The organism is Leptospira congkakensis (genome assembly GCF_004770265.1).
Lineage (GTDB): Bacteria > Spirochaetota > Leptospiria > Leptospirales > Leptospiraceae > Leptospira_A > Leptospira_A congkakensis.
Map to the genome: position 1 here is coordinate 402,017 of NZ_RQGQ01000004.1, position 17,873 is coordinate 419,889.

16 protein-coding genes are annotated in these 17,873 nt (G+C 37.2%); 10 read left to right on the plus strand and 6 right to left on the minus strand.

Translation table 11 applies throughout. The features are described 5' to 3' along the window. Positions 1-12 precede the first annotated feature (12 nt). The 3 genes from EHQ70_RS02905 to EHQ70_RS02915 are packed head-to-tail and all read left to right on the plus strand — an operon-like array spanning position 13 to position 3,260. The gene (locus EHQ70_RS02905) at positions 13-1,053 is read left to right on the plus strand and encodes a Gfo/Idh/MocA family protein (protein ID WP_135583442.1); all 1,041 of its coding nucleotides are present in this window, start codon (positions 13-15) and stop codon (positions 1,051-1,053) included. Further along, the gene (locus tag EHQ70_RS02910; protein ID WP_135583443.1) at positions 1,050-2,681 is read left to right on the plus strand and encodes an ABC1 kinase family protein; all 1,632 of its coding nucleotides are present in this window, start codon (positions 1,050-1,052) and stop codon (positions 2,679-2,681) included. Before EHQ70_RS02905 ends, EHQ70_RS02910 begins: the two co-directional genes overlap by 4 nt. An 18-nt stretch (positions 2,682-2,699) precedes the next feature. Beyond that, positions 2,700-3,260, plus strand: coding sequence for a lipoprotein signal peptidase (locus EHQ70_RS02915; RefSeq protein WP_135583444.1), 561 nt, complete (start codon positions 2,700-2,702; stop codon positions 3,258-3,260). Positions 3,261-3,336: 76 nt separating this feature from the next. Here EHQ70_RS02915 and EHQ70_RS02920 read toward each other — a convergent pair whose 3' ends face one another. After that, positions 3,337-4,047: a carbon-nitrogen hydrolase family protein gene (locus tag EHQ70_RS02920; protein WP_135583445.1), complete on the minus strand. Its 711-nt coding sequence runs from the start codon at positions 4,045-4,047 to the stop codon at positions 3,337-3,339. After that, positions 4,047-5,954: a hypothetical protein gene (locus EHQ70_RS02925; RefSeq protein WP_135583446.1), complete on the minus strand. Its 1,908-nt coding sequence runs from the start codon at positions 5,952-5,954 to the stop codon at positions 4,047-4,049. The genes EHQ70_RS02920 and EHQ70_RS02925 overlap by 1 nt, the downstream gene beginning before the upstream one ends. Positions 5,955-6,068: 114 nt before the next feature. Between EHQ70_RS02925 and EHQ70_RS02930 the strand changes: the two genes are divergently transcribed. From EHQ70_RS02930 to EHQ70_RS02940, 3 genes are all read left to right on the plus strand, one after another. Beyond that, a complete protein-coding gene (locus EHQ70_RS02930) occupies positions 6,069-6,857 on the plus strand; it encodes an AAA family ATPase (protein WP_135583447.1) in 789 nt (262 codons plus the stop codon). Between the two features lies 1 nt (position 6,858). Next, entirely contained in the window at positions 6,859-8,061 is a 1,203-nt protein-coding gene (locus EHQ70_RS02935; RefSeq protein ID WP_135583448.1) for a VWA domain-containing protein, read from the plus strand. 61 nt (positions 8,062-8,122) lie between these two features. Continuing rightward, entirely contained in the window at positions 8,123-9,472 is a 1,350-nt protein-coding gene (locus tag EHQ70_RS02940; protein ID WP_135583449.1) for a PrsW family intramembrane metalloprotease, read from the plus strand. Between the two features lie 3 nt (positions 9,473-9,475). On the opposite strand, the gene EHQ70_RS02945 is transcribed toward EHQ70_RS02940, so the two are convergent. Then, a complete protein-coding gene (locus EHQ70_RS02945; RefSeq protein ID WP_425270004.1) occupies positions 9,476-10,549 on the minus strand; it encodes an LB_137 family protein in 1,074 nt (357 codons plus the stop codon). A 63-nt stretch (positions 10,550-10,612) separates the two neighbouring features. Here EHQ70_RS02945 and EHQ70_RS02950 point away from each other — a divergent pair, with 63 nt between their 5' ends. Continuing rightward, a complete protein-coding gene (locus tag EHQ70_RS02950; protein ID WP_135583450.1) occupies positions 10,613-12,130 on the plus strand; it encodes a SpoIIE family protein phosphatase in 1,518 nt (505 codons plus the stop codon). Beyond that, complete coding sequence (locus EHQ70_RS02955) at positions 12,127-13,680, plus strand: tetratricopeptide repeat protein (RefSeq protein ID WP_135583451.1); 1,554 nt, start codon at positions 12,127-12,129, stop codon at positions 13,678-13,680. Before EHQ70_RS02950 ends, EHQ70_RS02955 begins: the two co-directional genes overlap by 4 nt. Positions 13,681-13,695: 15 nt before the next feature. On the opposite strand, the gene EHQ70_RS02960 is transcribed toward EHQ70_RS02955, so the two are convergent. Together EHQ70_RS02960 and EHQ70_RS02965 are read right to left on the minus strand one after the other, a co-directional pair. After that, the gene (locus EHQ70_RS02960; protein WP_002974097.1) at positions 13,696-14,019 is read right to left on the minus strand and encodes an STAS domain-containing protein; all 324 of its coding nucleotides are present in this window, start codon (positions 14,017-14,019) and stop codon (positions 13,696-13,698) included. A gap of 108 nt (positions 14,020-14,127) precedes the next feature. Next, a complete protein-coding gene (locus EHQ70_RS02965; protein ID WP_425270005.1) occupies positions 14,128-14,316 on the minus strand; it encodes a hypothetical protein in 189 nt (62 codons plus the stop codon). A gap of 99 nt (positions 14,317-14,415) precedes the next feature. On the opposite strand from EHQ70_RS02965, the gene EHQ70_RS02970 reads away from it, so the two are divergent. Beyond that, positions 14,416-16,527 (plus strand): EAL domain-containing protein, encoded by a 2,112-nt coding sequence (locus tag EHQ70_RS02970; protein WP_135583453.1) that lies wholly within the window; start codon positions 14,416-14,418, stop codon positions 16,525-16,527. Beyond that, the gene (locus EHQ70_RS02975) at positions 16,524-17,300 is read left to right on the plus strand and encodes a M48 family metallopeptidase (RefSeq protein WP_135583454.1); all 777 of its coding nucleotides are present in this window, start codon (positions 16,524-16,526) and stop codon (positions 17,298-17,300) included. Before EHQ70_RS02970 ends, EHQ70_RS02975 begins: the two co-directional genes overlap by 4 nt. An 8-nt stretch (positions 17,301-17,308) precedes the next feature. Here the strand turns inward: EHQ70_RS02975 and EHQ70_RS02980 are convergent, their stop codons facing one another. Then, complete coding sequence (locus EHQ70_RS02980; RefSeq protein WP_135583455.1) at positions 17,309-17,848, minus strand: MORN repeat-containing protein; 540 nt, start codon at positions 17,846-17,848, stop codon at positions 17,309-17,311. Positions 17,849-17,873: the final 25 nt, after the last annotated feature.

The window sequence follows — 17,873 nt, forward strand, 5'->3', positions numbered from 1 at the left end:
AGAAAAAGATAAATGAAAAGATCCAAAATCAAAACCATCCTGATCGGTCTAGGACGGATTTGTTCCGGATTGGAAGCGGATCCTTTTCGAAAAAAACCCTGCACCCATATGGGGGTTTTGCAATCAGACTGGGGGAAAAAAAGATTCGATGTTTCATTAGGACTCGATACTCAGGAAAAACAATGTGAAGTTTTCCAAAAGCAGTGGAATGCCAAAACAGAGTTGGTTTCTTCTAATCCTAAAAATACCTCTTTCCCTAAAGACATACAATTAGCGGTGATTTCAACCCCAAGCGCCTATCATGAAGACTGGGCCATCCATTGCATTCAGTCAGGAATTCCCCATTTACTCATTGAAAAACCAGTGGCTTTATCAGAATCGGGAGCCAAACGAATCCAAATGGCAGCCAAAAAACAGAAAACAAACATTTGGATCAACCACGAAAGAAGGTACCATCCAAGTTACCAATATGTCAAAGACCAACTAACAAAGGGGTCTTTTGGAAATCTAAAATCCATACGTGCTTCTGTTTTCACTTCGGCAAAAAATCCAGGTCTTGCCTTTTCCAAATTAGGGGGAGGTCCGCTCCTCCACGACGGAACCCATGCAGTGGATCTCATCCACTGGATTTTAGGAAAACCTAAATTAGTAGATTCTAAACTAGAAATTCCTAAAAAAGGAAGTATTGAGTCAAGAGCCGTTGCTTGGTTTGAAACCAAAACAGGAGTTGAGGTTTTTTTAGATGTTTCTGGTGGGCGAGACTACTTTCAATTTGAACTGGATCTCCATACGGATACTCATAGGATATTTTGTTCAAATGATGGATTTGTTTTTTACCAATCAACACAATCGAAATTGTACAAAGGGTTTCGAAGTTTGGTTCCTTACGTCCCAAAACAATTTCCAAAACCAGAAATTTCCAATGCATTTTTAGGAATTTATGAAGAAATCTTCCAAGTTGTGACAGGTAAAAAACAAACTATGGAAGGAACTTTATCAGACAATATCGAAATTCTAAATTTGATAGAATCGATTTATAGGCGAAAACGATGAAACCAAAACAAAACAGGTCTATTTCTATTTATTTTTTTGTCATTCGAACTTGGTTTGAATATCTATTCTTAAGTAAAATCAAAAAAAAAATTACCTCTCAAACAAAATATGAAAAAGTCCGAATCAAATTTCTCACTAGAAAAGGAAAAGAAACAAAAAATCTATTCTTTCAGTTAGGTGGAGTTTATATAAAAATTGGTCAGTTTGTTAGCAATTTATTCCATATTCTACCTGAAGAATTTTTATGGGAACTTCAAGATTTACAAGACAAAATCCCACCTCGAGATTTCGAAGATATCGACAAACGTTGGATTCATGATTACAAAAAATCCATGTCAGAAATTTTTACCGATTTAGACAAAACTTCTTATGCTAGTGCCTCTACCGCACAAGTTCATATTGGATATTACAACGAAAAAAAAGTGGCCATCAAAACTTTGTATCCTGGGATTGAAGAAGATGCCATTCGGGATTTAAAAACCATATCTCGCGTTCTTTGGTTAGTCGATAGATTTGTGTTTAAAATTTCTGCAAAGGAAGTAAACGAACAATTAAATGTTATGATTCGTTCCGAACTCGACCTCCGCAGCGAACTAAAAAATTTAAAATACACCAAACAATTATTCGCACTTGAGAAGGATTTCTTTTTCCCCATTCCCGTTGATGAACTTTGTAACAAACACACCTTAGTCACAGAGTTTGTAGAGGGGAAAAAAATATATGAATTAGGAGTTTCCGAGTCACATACAAAAAAGAATCCTAATTTAGAAAAACTCATTCGCGCTTATATCTTAATGATCTTTGATTACCGGTTTTTTCACGCAGATCCTCATCCTGGAAATTTAATTTTTATGGAAACCGGTGAACTTTGTTTTATTGATTTTGGCGCCGTACAATCCATCTCTGAAGAAGAAACTCAGATTTTAGAAAAAATTCTAATCGGTGCTATGCGAAAAGACTACCACTTAATTACGGAATCCTTATTCGCATTGGGAGCCGTGACGGAATCTTTGTCCAAAGAAGAACTCATTCAGATTGTCAAATACTCACTTGAAAAATTGAATCGAATTTTAGACTCCACCGACCACTTTAGAAACATTGGATTGGATACGCTCCGACCCCAAGAAGACCTTCGTTTTTTAAAAGAGATTCAAGTCAGTTTGAAACGCCTTCTTTCTAGCCTAAAACTCCCACCGAATTTTTTAAGTCTCCACCGCGTACTCGCTTTGTTACTCGGAAATTCATCTTATTTGGATCCAACTCGCTCTATGATTGATTATGCTGAAAAACCATTTTCTCAGATTGTTTTAAAGGGCAGTGCATTGAAAAAACTTTGGAAGGATGAAGGAGAAGAATTTATCACCAGTCTTTTTTCTCTACCAAAGGAATTTAACGAATTTTTATACAAATGGAACCGTGGAGAGTTCCAAACTCCCGATTCCAGAAAAGAAGAACTAAGACTCAAAGAAATATTCACCTTTGGCGCTCTCGGTTCGATATTTTTCTTTTTCGGAATGTATTATTCGGAAAAATTCTGGAAAGAACCAAGCATATTATTTTATATACTATCAGGACTTAGTTTTTGGTCTTTAGCCAAATCAAGTCTCAGTTATTGGAAACAAAAATAAACGGACCACCTCTAATTTATGAATCTACCTAAAACTCCATTTTTTTCGGTTTTTAAACCAGGATACCTTGCTTTTGTAGCTTTTGGACTCTTTTTGGATTTAACTTCCAAATACGTCATCATTACTAAAATGTTATATCATGAAAGTATACCCGTGTTAGGTGATTTTTTCAGATTGTCTTTAACTTTCAACACGGGATTTGTTTTTGGCCTTTTTCAAAACAATGCACTTCCGTCTCTTTTTGCGACAGGGTTTGCGATTATCTTTCTAATTTTTTACCGTTGGCAAAATGCTGATTTAGGAAATGCCTGGGGTTGGAATTTTGTGATGGCTGGAGCTTTTGGTAACTTCTTAGATAAGTTTTTTGTAAAGATCCCTGGGGTTGGATTTCGTTTTGGATTCACACCTGAAAAACCAGGAATTGAGTATATCGGAGTCGTGGATTTTTTAGACTTTGAATGGCCTGATTTTTTACTTTTTGACCGTTGGCCTGCCTTCAATGTTGCAGACTCTTGTGTTTCGATAGGAATTGTGATTCTGCTACTTACTATGGACTGGAAAGAATTAGATAAAAAATAAAGCCTAAAACTATTTTAAAGAAAATCACTTAAGATCGAATGTCATTTACATAAAACATTTGGATCTTAAGTAGTTTTTATAATAAATAACTTCTCATTACATTTACTGACAAAGTTTTTAAAACGTCTTTATCCTCTTCCATTTTTCCCACTTTCCAATTGATTCCAGAAGGAGAGGCATAAAGACTTCTTGCAGGTTTTCCTTCCGTTGGGCCACAAACACGAATTAAATGAATAGACTTTTGTTTTGCCAATGTTTCAAAGAAAGTAAGATCTTCTTCATAAGAACGTTTTCCATCGGCACTCGATAGATAAAATACAATTTCGATATCTTCTTTTTTGAATTCTTCCCAAATGGACTCGTTTTCTAAGTCTTCACCAACAAGCAATCCGAACCGTAATCCACCCATAATAAAAATGGATTCCGTTTTTCCTTTAACCACACCAGGTTCATTCACATTGGATGGAGATTTTTTTTCATAAAAATCAACAAGGACTAGAGATTGGACAATGGGAAGGGCAGATACTAATTGTCCTTCCTCATTTTTTCGGTAATGGCTTCCACCTAAAATGACACCTGGGAAATTTTCTGAAATTTCTAATATTTGGTCTTGGTACTCTTTTTCGTGTTTGGATGCGATCTCAGGAGTCTCCCCCTGAAAGAAATGAGGGAAACCTTCTGGTAAAAGTAAAAAATGAGCCTTAGTTTGTTGGATTTTGGAAATTTCCTCTGCGCCAATACGTTTATGAAGGTTCTTTTGATAAATTGCGATTTTGATGACTGCCATTAAAAGGGATCCCCGGTTGGTAATATGTCATCATCCAAAGGATCATCCGAACTGTCATTTTCTTCATTGGAAGATGAATCAGCAGAATCCAAACTATCTGAATTTTCATCTGCTTTTATATTTTTAGGTTCTAATGCTTCTTTTTCTAAATCGGCAAGTTCAGAATCATTGGCTTCGGCAGTTGTATTCAACTCTACACCAAAAGATGCTTTCATTTGTTCCGGTGTGAGTTCCACGAGACCACCAAATAGATCTCCTGTTTCAATGCGGTCGTAAAGAGCCATCAAATAACAATACGACTCCATAATGCATTGTTTTACTGGCTTTTTATTAAGTCTTTTGCGTGACTCCATTGAATCTAAGGTCAAAACATCATTCATGTTGGCTACGATTTCCTTTTTGCCTTTCATATCCTTGATGAGAACAAGAAGGGAATCTCTAGACTTTAAACTGAATTCTTTAATAGCCATTCTGACAGTTCTAGATTGGCCAGTGCGCTTTTGTTCAATCCCAGTTAATTTTTTAGAAGCCTCAATGTAGTTGGCTCCGGGATTTGCTTTATGTTTTTCTAATTCTCGAATGATGTCGTTATAAATTCGGAACTGGTCAATGATGGTTCGTGTTCCTTCATAAATATCCAACATCTTTTGACGGTAGTCCACCTTAACGCCGTTTACCGAACCAGGTTTGATATCTATTTTTTTGGTAGTCATAACAAAAGAATATTCATCATCAAATTCATAAAAATAGAATAGGGCAAGTAAGGCTTTGTCCGAATCAGGGATATGAACAAATTCATTTTTTGGATCAAATTTTTTACGAAGTTTCGGAATGGAATACATCTGCATCAAACGTAGACCATAAGCCTGTTCTTTGGAAAGAGTGACTTCTTCTTCTTTTTTATCCTCTTCCTTAGAACCATCCTCATTTTTATCTTCTTTTGTTTCGACTTGTTTTCCACCAGGAACATTTTCACCCGACTTTCTTTGTCCTGGTCTGTCTTCGGGATTGATCCCAAGAAGATTTTCCATATAACGAGAAATCAGCGGTATGTTTTTGTTTTCTGCACGTAAAACCACTAAATAAAGTCTGTCAAAAAAACCTTCAAAAAGAGTGTCTATTTCTTGAGTGACCTTTCTTTTTTTATTCGCATAAATAAGAGAAGGTTTACCTTCTAACTTTTGTAATTCATCATAAGCTTGTACAAATGATTTTTTTAAAGTTTCTTGGTAAGGATAAAGGATGTACATCCTCTTAAAAAGTGCATAAATAGGACCTTTCACTCGTTCAATGGCAACTGGGGATTCCGGTGCTACCATAATCGGATCTGTAATGTCTGTTAATTCTGGGCCATTGTATAATTTTTGTCCCATAGCAAGAAGTTCCACAAGGAGAGGATTGATACGATCTAAGGCTTTACTGAGTTGTGGTGAATATTGTTGGTTGGCTAAAAGTTCATTACCGCTATACTGAAGTTCGATTAACGCTTGTTTGGCACGAATACTAAAATCATGCATGAACTTTGGAGTGAGATCACTGGATCCAAATGGAGTGACCCGAGCAAGCCAACACTTGAGTTTGACTGCAAACCTTGCAGAGAAACTGCTGATTTCTCTTTCGTATTGGGCTTTTGACTCTGCTTGTGATTTGGAATTTCCGGAATCGGACGACTTGTTTTGGTTTCCACCTCGGCTTCCCGAACGACCTTCGTCGCTCGTACCACGAGATACCGTACTTTGCCTTACCTTAGGTTCTGGGCGGTTCTTTTTTTCCTCTTCCTTTTGCGGTTGTTTTTCTTTTATGATCTCCCCGCCGGCACTGACAAACTTATTGAACATATCCTTTCTTGCAGAATCATCCAGTTTCCCTACGCCAATCGCCCGTTTTGTATTATCAAATTCGCCCATAATTTACTATCGTTCCAATTCCTCAATATGGGAATTCAATTTCTTACAAAAAGCAATTTTTAGTGGATTCCCCTGTTTTTATGAAAAGATTGGAGTGCAAAAGGGAAAAATACCATGGCTGATTACATCCTGTCCGAAGATCTGAAAGAAGCGGTCCAAGTGGCGGAAATTACAAAACGACCGCTCCTCCTCAAAGGGGAACCTGGAACAGGAAAAACTCTACTTGCGAGTTTCCTTGCCGAAACTAAAAAACTTCCATTCTACAGATGGCATATCAAATCTACGAGTTTGGCAAAAGAAGGGCTATATTTTTACGATGCCGTTTCTCGCCTAAATGACTCCCGTTTTCCAGAAGAAGAAGCCATGATCCGAGTGAGAGATGTGAAAAATTACATCCGTCTCGGGGCACTCGGGGAAGCCTTTTCTCAAAAAGACAAAGCGGTAGTTCTTATCGATGAAATTGATAAAGCGGATATCGAATTTCCAAACGACTTACTTTTAGAATTAGACAAAATGGAATTTTTCATTCCAGAAACCAAAGAACATATCATCGCTAAAGAAAGACCCATCGTCATCATCACTTCAAATAATGAAAAAGAACTTCCCGATGCATTCCTCAGACGATGTATCTTCCATTACATTGAATTTCCCAAAAGGGAAGCCATGAAAGAAATCATCAAGGCCCATTACCCATCCATCGAAACCGAATTTATGGAAAAGGCGCTCGCAATGTTTTATTCCATTCGAAGGATCGAAAGCCTAAGAAAAAAACCTTCCACAAGCGAACTTCTAGATTGGATCCAAGTATTACTTGTCTCAGGAGAAACTTTGGATTCTAGCAAAATTCCTTTTGCAGGTTCTTTATTCAAATCAGAAGAAGACTACCGAGTCCATTTGAACTAATATGTTTTTAGATTTTTTTTACAATCTACGCCGAGAAACTGTTCCCTGTTCTACGGGTGAACTCATTGCCTTCTTAGCCAGTGTAAGAAAACTCACGGACCCTTCCGGGTATATGAATTTGGATCAGTTGTACCGTGTAGGTCGCTTAAACTTTGCTAAAGATCTAAAATTTTATGATAGTTATGATATTGCCTTCACAAGAACATTTGGAAGTTGGAAAGAAGAACGAATCCAATTTAGAGACACCCTTTTCCAATGGTTAGAGGAAAACATCCCTAAACACTTAAGCGATTCTGAAAAAGCCAATGCTCCCCATTTGAGTATGGAAGAAGTAATAGAAGAATTGAAAAAACGTTTGGCCGAACAAAAAGAACGCCATGACGGAGGGAACAAATGGGTCGGAACATCGGGAACTTCTCCCTTTGGGAATTCAGGTTTCAATCCGAATGGAATTTCTATTGGTGGGAATACAGAAGGAGAAGGGAGTCGATCAGGGGTAAGTCTTTGGAACGAAAGAAAGTACAAAGCGTACCGTGAAGACCAAATTCTCGATACAAGATCCATCCAACTTGCTTTAAAAGAACTTCGGTTTTTAAAAAAGGAAGGAAGAAGGGAACTCCATGTAGACAAAACCATAAACCGGACTTGTGAGAATGGAGGTGAAATCGAACTCGTAGAAGAAAGAGAACGCAAAAACTCCCTTCGCCTTGTTCTCATCATGGATATTGGTGGGAGTATGACCCCTCATTCCGATAGAGTGAGTAAACTATTTAGTGCCAGTCGCGGTCTCTACCATTTCAAAGAAGTTCATAATTATTTTTTTCACAATATCTTCCACGAATATCTATATGCGGATCATGAATTTCAAACCAGAATTTCTCTAAAACAATTTGAGGAAAAATTTCGAAAGAACACAAAACTGATATTTGTCGGTGATGCTTATATGGCACCCTATGAACTTATGGGAACCCCCTATAATCCTTATGCTTACAATCGGTCCAACCCCAACGAAAAAGAAAGAAAGGCAAAAAGTGGACTCGAATCTCTCAAAGAACTAGTCGGATACTTTCCTGAATCAGTTTGGTTAAATCCCGAACCTAAACATTTTTGGGGAGCTCCGACTATCGAAGCCATCGAAGACGTTGTCTCCATGTTTCCTCTCACGATTGAGGGTTTGCGAAAAGCAGTAAAAAGCCTGACTTAATTGACAAATCGTCACCAATTCTCATTGATTTTCAAGGTTTTATAGCCGTTAATCATACCAAATGATCAATCAAATTTCGCTATCCAGCTTGGTCATTTTTCTCATCAATTTTTTAACCTTAGGTTTCTATTATTCCTTTTACCGGTTTCATTTTTACAGATATACCGAATCCTTTTTGCAATACACGGCCTTCGCCTTTTCTTTTTTTAGCGCTGGTGTTGCCATTGGTTTACAAGCTTTTTTACTCCAATGGATTCCTGACGGTAGTCCTGCCTGGAATGCTTTTTTTCTATCTTCATTTGTTGAGGAATTTGCCAAACTATTAGGGATCTATTTATTTTTTAGAAAGAATCAAGATGAGTTTACAGTTACGGATGGAATTTTTTACGGACTCGTGTTAGGTGGAGGATTTGGATTTGTAGAAAATATTTTGTATTTTATCAATACAGGACTCTGGTCTCAAGTGCTTCGTTCCATCACTGTATTACCCATCCATATGATGAATGGTGGAATTATCGGTGCTTATCTGATGATGTTTTTGTTTCACAAAAATCCCATTTTCAAATGGGGAAAAATTACTTTTGGTTTTTTAGTTTGTGTTGGGATACATGGATTTTATAATCTTTCCCTTTCCCAAGAGTTGAATTTGTTAGTAGTCCTTCCGATTTGTATCCTTTCTCTTTTCTTTTTATTGGAACTGATCATAGCAAAGTCACGAATTCTAGTGCCTGGGCATATTTTGAATTTGATGAATATGAATATGGAACAATATGAAATTTTGAGTCGTCATAACAGACATGAGGGTTGGATTCAAAACATTCAAAAACATATATCTACAGATGGAATCAAACTTTTACAATACCCAAATCTTCGCCATTCCATCTTAACGATTTTCTTTTTAGTTCCAAGTGTTCTTTCTGTTTATTTTTTATATGAGTCACCAAATCTAATTTCACAAAAATTCCCAGACCTAGCTGTTCAGAATTATTTTGCACTTTTTTTTATGTATCCATTGATACTTTCTCTCATGTTTTTCTTTGCTGGTGTTTTAAATCCTTATTTCTTTCGAGATCGGATGCTCGCGGTTCCTCTTTTTAGTTCAGTTGATTTACATACAAATGGTTCGGAAGAAAACTCCGCTATCTTTCATATCCAAGCCAATATGTTTTATCTTCCTACCTCACAGATGTATCCAGAAAATACAAAAGTAAAATTTGATCTTTGGATTGGTTTGGATTGTTTTGTTGGGCTTTCAGGAACAATTCTTTGGTGTAAGGAAAACGAAGAAGGAAATTGCGGCGCGATGTGCCAACTAGAAAGGATTCCTTTTTTGTTTCTGATCAAATGGCATTATTTAAGATTCAGACAAAATTTCAAAAATCTTTTTTTACGCAAAGTAATGGTGAATTAAACTTTAAAACTTTGATTCAAAACTAAATCCATAAAACAAACTTTCATACGGTTTTTGCAATTGGTTCCAAGTTCCGAAAACATTTGTGTTTGGTTTCATATCTAAAATTGGATTTAAATACACTCCATTTGCATCGGAATGTGCGTTTTCTTTTTTCGAGTCCATTGTTCCTAGATAATAACTATCAATTAAACTGTAAGTTATGATGGATGTGAAAACAACTGAATACATAAGAAATCGTTGTCTATGAAAATCATAACGATCTGTACTGAAGGTATTGGCAAAAATTAAAACTCTTCCATCAGCAGTGGGAATATACTCCATATCATTGTTGATTGCTTTTACAGAAGCATTGTATTCGTATAACATTCCCAAGCCGGAGAGTAATGCTCCGGTAAAAATAAAAGCCGCTTTTCCATATTTTTTTTCTGTGATCGGAGCATAACCAGGAATGACTTTGGGAGTTTCTTCTTTGATCACTTTGGCAATCACAGATCTATTTTGAATTTCAAAAGATTTAAAATCTAAAATGTCCACTGATTCTAAACTTTTGGTTTCTGTTTCAATAATGATCCTTCCGCGTTCCAAGGTTTTGAAATTTCCCACAAGTTCTTTGTCACCAAAAACCCATTTACCTTTGGCACCTGGATCAATGTACCTCTCCATAGGGAATCCAGACTCGGCAGTAATTTTTAAAGTTGCGATTTTTTTTAAGGGAATGATTTCTAATTCCAAAGGACTACTTTTTTTAGAGAAACTAGCAGCTGTTTTTGTCAATTTGGTGAGAATCAAATCGCAGTCTTCCACACCAAAGGTTTTGTAGTCCGCACAGGCAGGAAGTCCGTCGTAACCCACATCGATTCCAAGTACATCCCCATTTAAAAATTTATAACGTTTTCCTTGGTCTTGCCATTCCACATGCGATGCCGTCACATTCACAACCTTTCCATTCAGTACTTCCCCTGATTTTAATCGGATCTTATCTGCAATAACAGAAGATGAACCAAAAATCAAGAGGATGAGGGGAAGGGTGGCCCGGATTCGGGAGAGAAAGGATATGTGAGTATCTAAAACCAATGGGAAATCTCAATTTTGTGATAGATTTCTATCACTTAATTATCGACAATACTAGTAATTGCCGTGAACAAAAGCAAAACCAAAACGACGAATTCCTTACGCTTTAAGATTGGACTCTTTTATTCCCTTCTTGCCTTTCTCAATATCATCTTTTTTACGGTGATGATCTTCGAAAACCAATCGGACTTACTTCTCAAAAACTTCCAGTTCCAGTCGGAAAACCTTGCCAATACCATCCTTGCGGACATCCAAACCATTGGTCTCTCCGGCGAAAGGGATGAAACGTATGATGTCTTTCGAAAAACTTTAAAACTATATGAGATTGGGAATTTTTCCATTTTTGAAGCAGATGGAAAAATCATTTTATCGGAACCTGAAACAGGTCCAGATGTAAAAGGAATCACTGACGCAGTTTTGAAAAAAACAAAAGAAGTGTCTTCCGACAAGGAAGGCAATCTATTTAAGGCTCGTTATAGTTTAGATTTAAACGAATCTGATTTTACCGTAGATTTCCTTTTACCGGTCAAACTTTCTGATTCCAGAGAGGTTTTCCTTTTCACACATTTTAATATTTCCTCTATCCAAGACAGATTGAAACAACTCTATATCCAAGTAGGCTATGCGGTTCTTTGGGGAGTTGTTTTTCATATTATTTTTGCGATTTTAGTGTACCGTGCTATCTTCAAACGAGTTGGTTCCTTGGAAGTTGCTTCAAAAGGTATGGCTACCGGAAATTTACAATCTAGAGTGGATTGGAATTTCAAAAGTAACGATGAGTTGGATAGTTTAGGTAAGTCATTTAATTTAATGGCGGAAGAAATCCAAAACAAGGTAACTACCATTACGCGGCTTAACGAAGAAATCAACCAAGAACTTCAAATTGGTAAAGAAGTCCAAGAGTTGTTTTTACCATCCGTTAAAAAATTTAAAAAATTCAATATTGGAAAACTCTATCGTCCCATGCGGGAAGTTTCGGGAGATTTATACCAATACTTCCAAGTTCCTGAAAAAAACTTTTATGGGTTCTTTTTGGCAGATGCATCCGGACACGGTGTTTCAGCTGCTCTTGTAACGGTCGTTATGGCAATGTCTTTACAAGCCATCATGAAAGAGAATCATTCTGCCATCCAGGCCATCAACCAACTGGGAGAAGTCATAGCCAATAGATTACAAGCATCCTTTTTTGCTACCGGTGTATTTGTTGTTTTTGAGGAACCGGGTGTCGTTAAGTTTGTCAACGCAGGTCACAACGCTCCTTTTATTGTCCGTCCTTCTACAAAAGAAATTACCTATATCGATAGTTCAGGCCCACCACTTGGGATGGGCGATGACATCCAGTATTCACTCGATTCCTTCCCAGTCCTTCCTGGTGATAAAATTGTCCTTTATACAGATGGAGTTGTAGAAACTCCCATCAAAGAAGGAGGACTTTTTGGATTAGAAAGGTTCACTGAAATCGTTCTAGAAAACATCCATCTTTCTAATTCCGAAATTGTAGAAAAGGCAATGGAACTACTCGAAGAAAAACATGAGGAATATAAGGATGATGTCACCATGATTATCCTTGATGTGCCGGAATGAGAAAGTTTTTCCTCTTTTCTCTTTTTTTCATTCTGTTTTTTTTCTTCGCAGTGGCTTCGCAAGCCATCGTTAGTGTAAAATTACAAGAACTTCGATTTGGAATTCTAAGAGACCAACTGATGAATTACCAACTCTCGTCCAAAACCTTACGAGAGCGTTTGAAACAAATGTTCCTTTCCAAAGATGATTATATGTCTGAGGTAAAAGTGAATATTTTGGAATCAGGAATTATGAATTCTGAAACAGAAGGTTTAGATTTAAAAATGGCAACTTTAGACCAGTTTGGTCTTTATGTCATCAACTCAGTACGATTTTTAAATTTTAAACCTGCATTAGAACTCGAAGAACAACAAAATACAATCATCCGATTACAGTTTGCCTTTTATATGGAAAGGACAAGAAAATATCCGATTGCTTCTAAAAAATACCAAGAGTTGGAAGACTCCATTACTTCTTCCTTATCTGATGAAATGGCATTCACACTTCTGCACCATGGATATTGTTTGGTGATGATGGGGGAAAGGGAAAAGGCATTTGTCAAATTAACCAAAACCATTGATTTGTTTCCCGGCAGCCATTATGCGGAGAATGCCAGCCTTCTCATTAGTTTTTTAGAAGAAGGGGCAAAGAAAAAAGAAGAACTAAAAACAAAAAAGAAATCTCCTGAAGAGTTGGCTTATTCTCTTTTTCAAAGTGGAGATTACGAAGAAACTTTAAAAACCTTAGAAAATATTCCCGTTCTTACAAAAGACCAATCCTATGTCAAAGCACGCGCCATGGAAGAATTAGGAAAAACTTCCAGTGCAGTTAAAGAATACATCCAACTCGTAAAACAAAAAGATAACAAAGAAGTGGCGATTCGCGCCAACAGACGATTGTTACTAATTGGAAATTTTTACCAAGAAAACAAATCCCTAGTTGCTTTTTCAAAAGAAGAAGCGAATAAGTTAGGTGATACCAAAGCTGCTGAAAATATCGAAGAAGGAAAAAGTTTAGTATTAAAACCTGTCATCATAGAAAAGGTATTAAAAGCAGAAACCCCAACCAATCTCTCGGCGGAAGAAACCAAAGAACTAAACCAAATCAAAGAAAACATTCGTGAATCCCTGGAAGTATCCAAAGGGGAAACCACAAAACTTGCCCTTGTTGTATCGGAAGAAAAAATCCCAATGGTTCCTGATGTCACTCCCGAAAAGGTCATAGAGAAAAGCCCAAATACGGAAAACCTAACCGTAAAGAAATCGGTTCCCAAAACTCCATCCAAACTCAAAGTCAAACTAAGAGATGGGCGGGAAGTTGTTTGCGATGAAGTTCGTATCGAAGGAAATTTAGCAACCCTACAACTAGGTTCCTTTGGGCTGAATTTACCCTATGATCTAGTGGTTTCAGTTAAAGTTTCTGGAGAACAGGCACAAATCAAACTTGTGACAGGATCAGGCGAAAAGTATGAATCTAGCCAATGGAACCAAAATACTAGCGGGGATTGGACAAAGCCAAAATCTGCAGATGAGCCGGTAGTTCGCGCGGAAGTGAAGTCCTTCCGGCTCTAAAAAAAAATTAGAAAGTTATGGAAGTTCCGATTCTCCACCGAGGATCGTAAAAAATTTGTCCAAACTAGACAATTTCAAAATTACCATTACGTCTTGGCTTACATTCAGAAGGAAAAACTGACCTTCTTCCGATTTAAGTTTCTTTTGGAGGTTTGCGAGAAGGGCAATTCCAGAGGAATCCAATAGTTTGATATTGACCATATCAATTGCTACCGATTCGGCCCCGTCATCGATGATTTTATGGAGTTCTTTTTTAAGTGCAGGCGCAGAATAAATGTCGAGGGAACCCTCTAGAGTAACAACTGTATGATTTTTAACTTGTTTTGTTGTGAAATTCATTGAACTTCCTACTGGCACGTATACAATTCGTTTACTTGCCAAATTTGTAAAGAATTTTTGTAGAAACTGATTCTTTCGAACTCATAGCCATTTTAACTAGAAAAAACCCTAGTTTTGAAGCTTTTTTAAAACCAAGGTGATTGCTTGGTTAAAACCATCATAACCACCTTTGTCATAATCATTGAGTCCTCTATAATCCAAATCACTCATATCCAAGAGTAATTTCCGTAACTCATGCTCTAAATATTCTTTTTTTATATAGCAAGTTTCGAATGTTTTAGGATGCACGCTAATCATCCGACGAAATTTCCAAAGAATTTCGAATCTTTTTTAGGTTGAGATTTTAGGAAAAATACGAATTCTTAGTGGGAGAGAAAAGCCGCACCGGCAAACACAATGGGCAGTCCAATCAGCGTTCTAATACTAGAAAACGATTCTAATAGTGTATTTGATCTTGTGAGAGAAATGAAGGCCAATGGCCTAAGCCCTCTCTACAGAGTTGTTGAATCCTTCCCATCATGGGAGGCTACCGTCCACGAAGAAGATTGGGATGCTATCATTTGTAGCACAAGGGAACCTTTTCATTCCGAAATCCCTGTATATTTACAATATCTAAACGACAAAAAATTAGATATCCCAGTGATTCTACTCAGTGATCCTGAAGAATTCACAAAAAACCTAAGTTATATGAAGTCTGGGGTCAATGATTTAATTGATCGCAAAAACCTTCTCCGCTTAACAGAAGTTCTGGAAAGGGAAAGGAGAGAGCTGGTATATAGAAAAGAAAAAAACACCACAGAAACTTTTTTATACCAATCCTTAAAAGAAATCCAACTCCAAAAGTTTGCTCTTGATCAGGCCAATATTGTCTCCATCACTGATGCCAACGGGATCATTACCTATGTCAATGAGGCCTTTTCTAAAGTCACAGGGTATAGTGTTTCTGAACTCATTGGCCAAAATCATAGAATCATGAAGTCTACAGACAAAACCAAAGAAGATTGGACAAAAATCTGGGAAATCATTCAAAAAGGCAATGTTTGGCGAGGAGAAATCAGGAATATCAAAAAGGACGGTAGTGACTACTGGGCAGACACAACAATCGTTCCTTTCACTGGCCAAGATAAATCTGTATTCCAATACATTGCCATTCATCATGACATAACTGATAGAAAACTCGCAGAACAACAATTAACACATGATGCGTTTTATGACAACCTAACGGGATTGCCAAACCGAGCCTTATTCCTTGCCAGGATAGAACAAAAAATCTTTGCTTATAACACAAAAAATTCTGGATACCCGATTCTATTTTGTATCAATATCGATAATTTCAAACGGATCAATCATTCGCTTGGAAACGAATCTGGTGACAAAGTCCTTCAAATTTTTGCGGCAAGACTCAAACAATTTTCCGATTCTGATGCCGTCATCACAAGACTTGGGGCTGATAATTTTGCAATTTTACTCACACATATCCTTTCTGTTGATGAAGGAGTAAACTTTGTTTTACGATTACTAGAAAGGTTGGGGGATCCAATTCCTATCGGTGGTTATGCGATCTATTTAACAGCTTCCTCGGGTGTTTCAGGATTTGGACTTGGCGGGAAAGAAGCAGAAGTACTTTTACGAAATGCAGAAATCGCAATGTTCCATGCCAAATCTCAAAAAGTGGGTACGGTATCCGTTTTTAACCAAGCCATGCAGGAAAAAATCCACTTCCAATTGGAAATCCAAAACGATTTAAAAAAAGCACTCACACAGAACGAAATTTTTGTATATTACCAACCGATTCTTGACATTAAAGAAAATAGAATTGGGCATTGGGAAGCACTGGTGCGTTGGCGCCATCCCCAACGAGGAATGGTGTCTCCAGGAGAATTCATTCCACTCGCCGAAGACTCTGGTCTGATTGTTCCCATCACAAAGTTTGTTTTGGAAAGAGCCGCCGATATCATTGAAGAAGTTCAATTAAAACAAGGCCATCCTATTTCCATTGCGGTAAACCTAAGTCCCCAAGTATTTTTTGATCAAAACATATTCCATTGGATTGTTGATTTACACAATCGCAGAAATATCCCTTACACTTCCTTACAAGTTGAAATTACAGAAAGTTTGGCGATGAAAAACCTATCAGAAACAGTACCAATTCTTTCCAACCTAATTGATATTGGAGTGAAGGTTGCTTTGGATGATTTTGGAACAGGATTTTCATCTCTGTCTTATTTAGAAAAGTTACCACTTTCCATTTTAAAAATTGATAAATCTTTTTTAAACAATGTGGAAGTTGGCTCTAAAGAAAGTTTTTTACTCATATCCATCATCAATATGGCACACGATCTTGGTTATTCAGTGGTAGCAGAAGGAGTAGAGGAGATAGAACAACTTGAACTTCTCAAATCCTATGAATGTGATAAAATCCAAGGTTACTGGTTGTCTAAACCCATAGGATCAGAAGACATTATCCCTTTTATCAATCAATTCTATTCAAAACAGGAAAAAACATGATTCGAAATTTTTATCTTTTCTTAGTGGTTTCTATTTTGCTCCACTGTAGCACTTCGCCAACAGGAAGAAGACAAATCATTCTCGTGAAAGATGGTGAAATGAATGAAATGGGTAAAGACGCCTTTTCTGAAATAAAAACAAAAACGCCAATTGATTCTAGTGCCTCTGCAAATTCTTATGTAAAGTGTATTGTCTCCGCCCAACTAGCGGTCACAACAGATACAACGGGTGTAGAATCTTGGGAAGTAGTCGTTTTCAAAGATAATACTCCCAATGCATTTGCTCTTCCCGGAGGGAAAATCGGAGTTCATACAGGAATGTTTTCTGTGGCTAAAAACAAAGACCAACTAGCGGCTGTCATAGGACATGAAATTGGGCATGTGATTGCACGTCATGGAAATGAAAGAGTTTCCCAAAACCAATTGACAGGTGGATCTGTCAAAATTTTAGAAAGCCTAGGAAAACCTACTGTTGCCGGTGCCTTAGGTATGGGTGCAAAATTTGGAATTTTATTACCATTTTCAAGAGAACATGAATCGGAAGCCGATTTGATTGGACTCGAACTAATGGCAAAATCTGGATTTGATCCAAGGATGAGTGTCGAACTTTGGAAAAATATGAGTGCTCTTGGTGGTTCGAAACCAAATGAACTTTTATCTACCCATCCATCCGATGCAACTAGAATGAAACATTTAAACTCTGCGATGGCAAATGCAATGGTTTTATGGGAGAAAGCGAAGGCAGAAGGAAAACGTCCCAACTGCCATTTGTAAGGTGGACTTTATTCGCAGAGAAGTTTTCTTCCTGCGATTTTACAATTTCTAGCTTTGCCATCATCGGTCAGAACACCAATCCCTTCTTGACCATCGGAAGTAAAATCACCGGAAACAGATTTTCCATCTTTGAAACTATAAGTTCCTTTTCCGTTGATTTGTCCATTTTGGAATTCTCCTACGTATTTATCTCCGTTTTTGAAATTATACTCGCCGGGACCTTGTTTTTTATCTTCCGTATAAGTGCCGTTGAATTTTTCTCCATCGGAATAAAGGAAATTTCCTGCTCCTTCACGTAGGTCATTTTTAAAGGAACCAGTATATATATCCCCATTGTCGTAAACATACTTACCGATTCCGTTGACACAATTCCCTTCAATACAACCAAACTTTTTGCCACCTTTTTCTGGATCTTCCAAGTTGGCATTCCGTGCATTTGATTTTGTATCTGCGTTTGTTTGATCCGAAGCATCTTTTGTGTCTTGTGAAGCACAAGCCATAACTAGAATTAAAAAACCACAAACCAAAAGGCGAAAGGAAAATTTCATACGTCCTCCAAAACTAAATCCTATC

Coding starts and splice junctions, on each gene's coding strand:
- EHQ70_RS02960 (WP_002974097.1), bottom strand. CDS start 14,019: ATGAATTTCACAACAAAACAAGTTAAAAATCATACAGTTGTTACTCTA.
- EHQ70_RS02920 (WP_135583445.1), bottom strand. CDS start 4,047: ATGGCAGTCATCAAAATCGCAATTTATCAAAAGAACCTTCATAAACGT.
- EHQ70_RS02955 (WP_135583451.1), top strand. CDS start 12,127: ATGAGAAAGTTTTTCCTCTTTTCTCTTTTTTTCATTCTGTTTTTTTTC.
- EHQ70_RS02940 (WP_135583449.1), top strand. CDS start 8,123: ATGATCAATCAAATTTCGCTATCCAGCTTGGTCATTTTTCTCATCAAT.
- EHQ70_RS02915 (WP_135583444.1), top strand. CDS start 2,700: ATGAATCTACCTAAAACTCCATTTTTTTCGGTTTTTAAACCAGGATAC.
- EHQ70_RS02930 (WP_135583447.1), top strand. CDS start 6,069: ATGGCTGATTACATCCTGTCCGAAGATCTGAAAGAAGCGGTCCAAGTG.
- EHQ70_RS02965 (WP_425270005.1), bottom strand. CDS start 14,316: ATGATTAGCGTGCATCCTAAAACATTCGAAACTTGCTATATAAAAAAA.
- EHQ70_RS02910 (WP_135583443.1), top strand. CDS start 1,050: ATGAAACCAAAACAAAACAGGTCTATTTCTATTTATTTTTTTGTCATT.
- EHQ70_RS02925 (WP_135583446.1), bottom strand. CDS start 5,954: ATGGGCGAATTTGATAATACAAAACGGGCGATTGGCGTAGGGAAACTG.
- EHQ70_RS02970 (WP_135583453.1), top strand. CDS start 14,416: ATGGGCAGTCCAATCAGCGTTCTAATACTAGAAAACGATTCTAATAGT.
- EHQ70_RS02975 (WP_135583454.1), top strand. CDS start 16,524: ATGATTCGAAATTTTTATCTTTTCTTAGTGGTTTCTATTTTGCTCCAC.
- EHQ70_RS02905 (WP_135583442.1), top strand. CDS start 13: ATGAAAAGATCCAAAATCAAAACCATCCTGATCGGTCTAGGACGGATT.
- EHQ70_RS02980 (WP_135583455.1), bottom strand. CDS start 17,848: ATGAAATTTTCCTTTCGCCTTTTGGTTTGTGGTTTTTTAATTCTAGTT.
- EHQ70_RS02935 (WP_135583448.1), top strand. CDS start 6,859: ATGTTTTTAGATTTTTTTTACAATCTACGCCGAGAAACTGTTCCCTGT.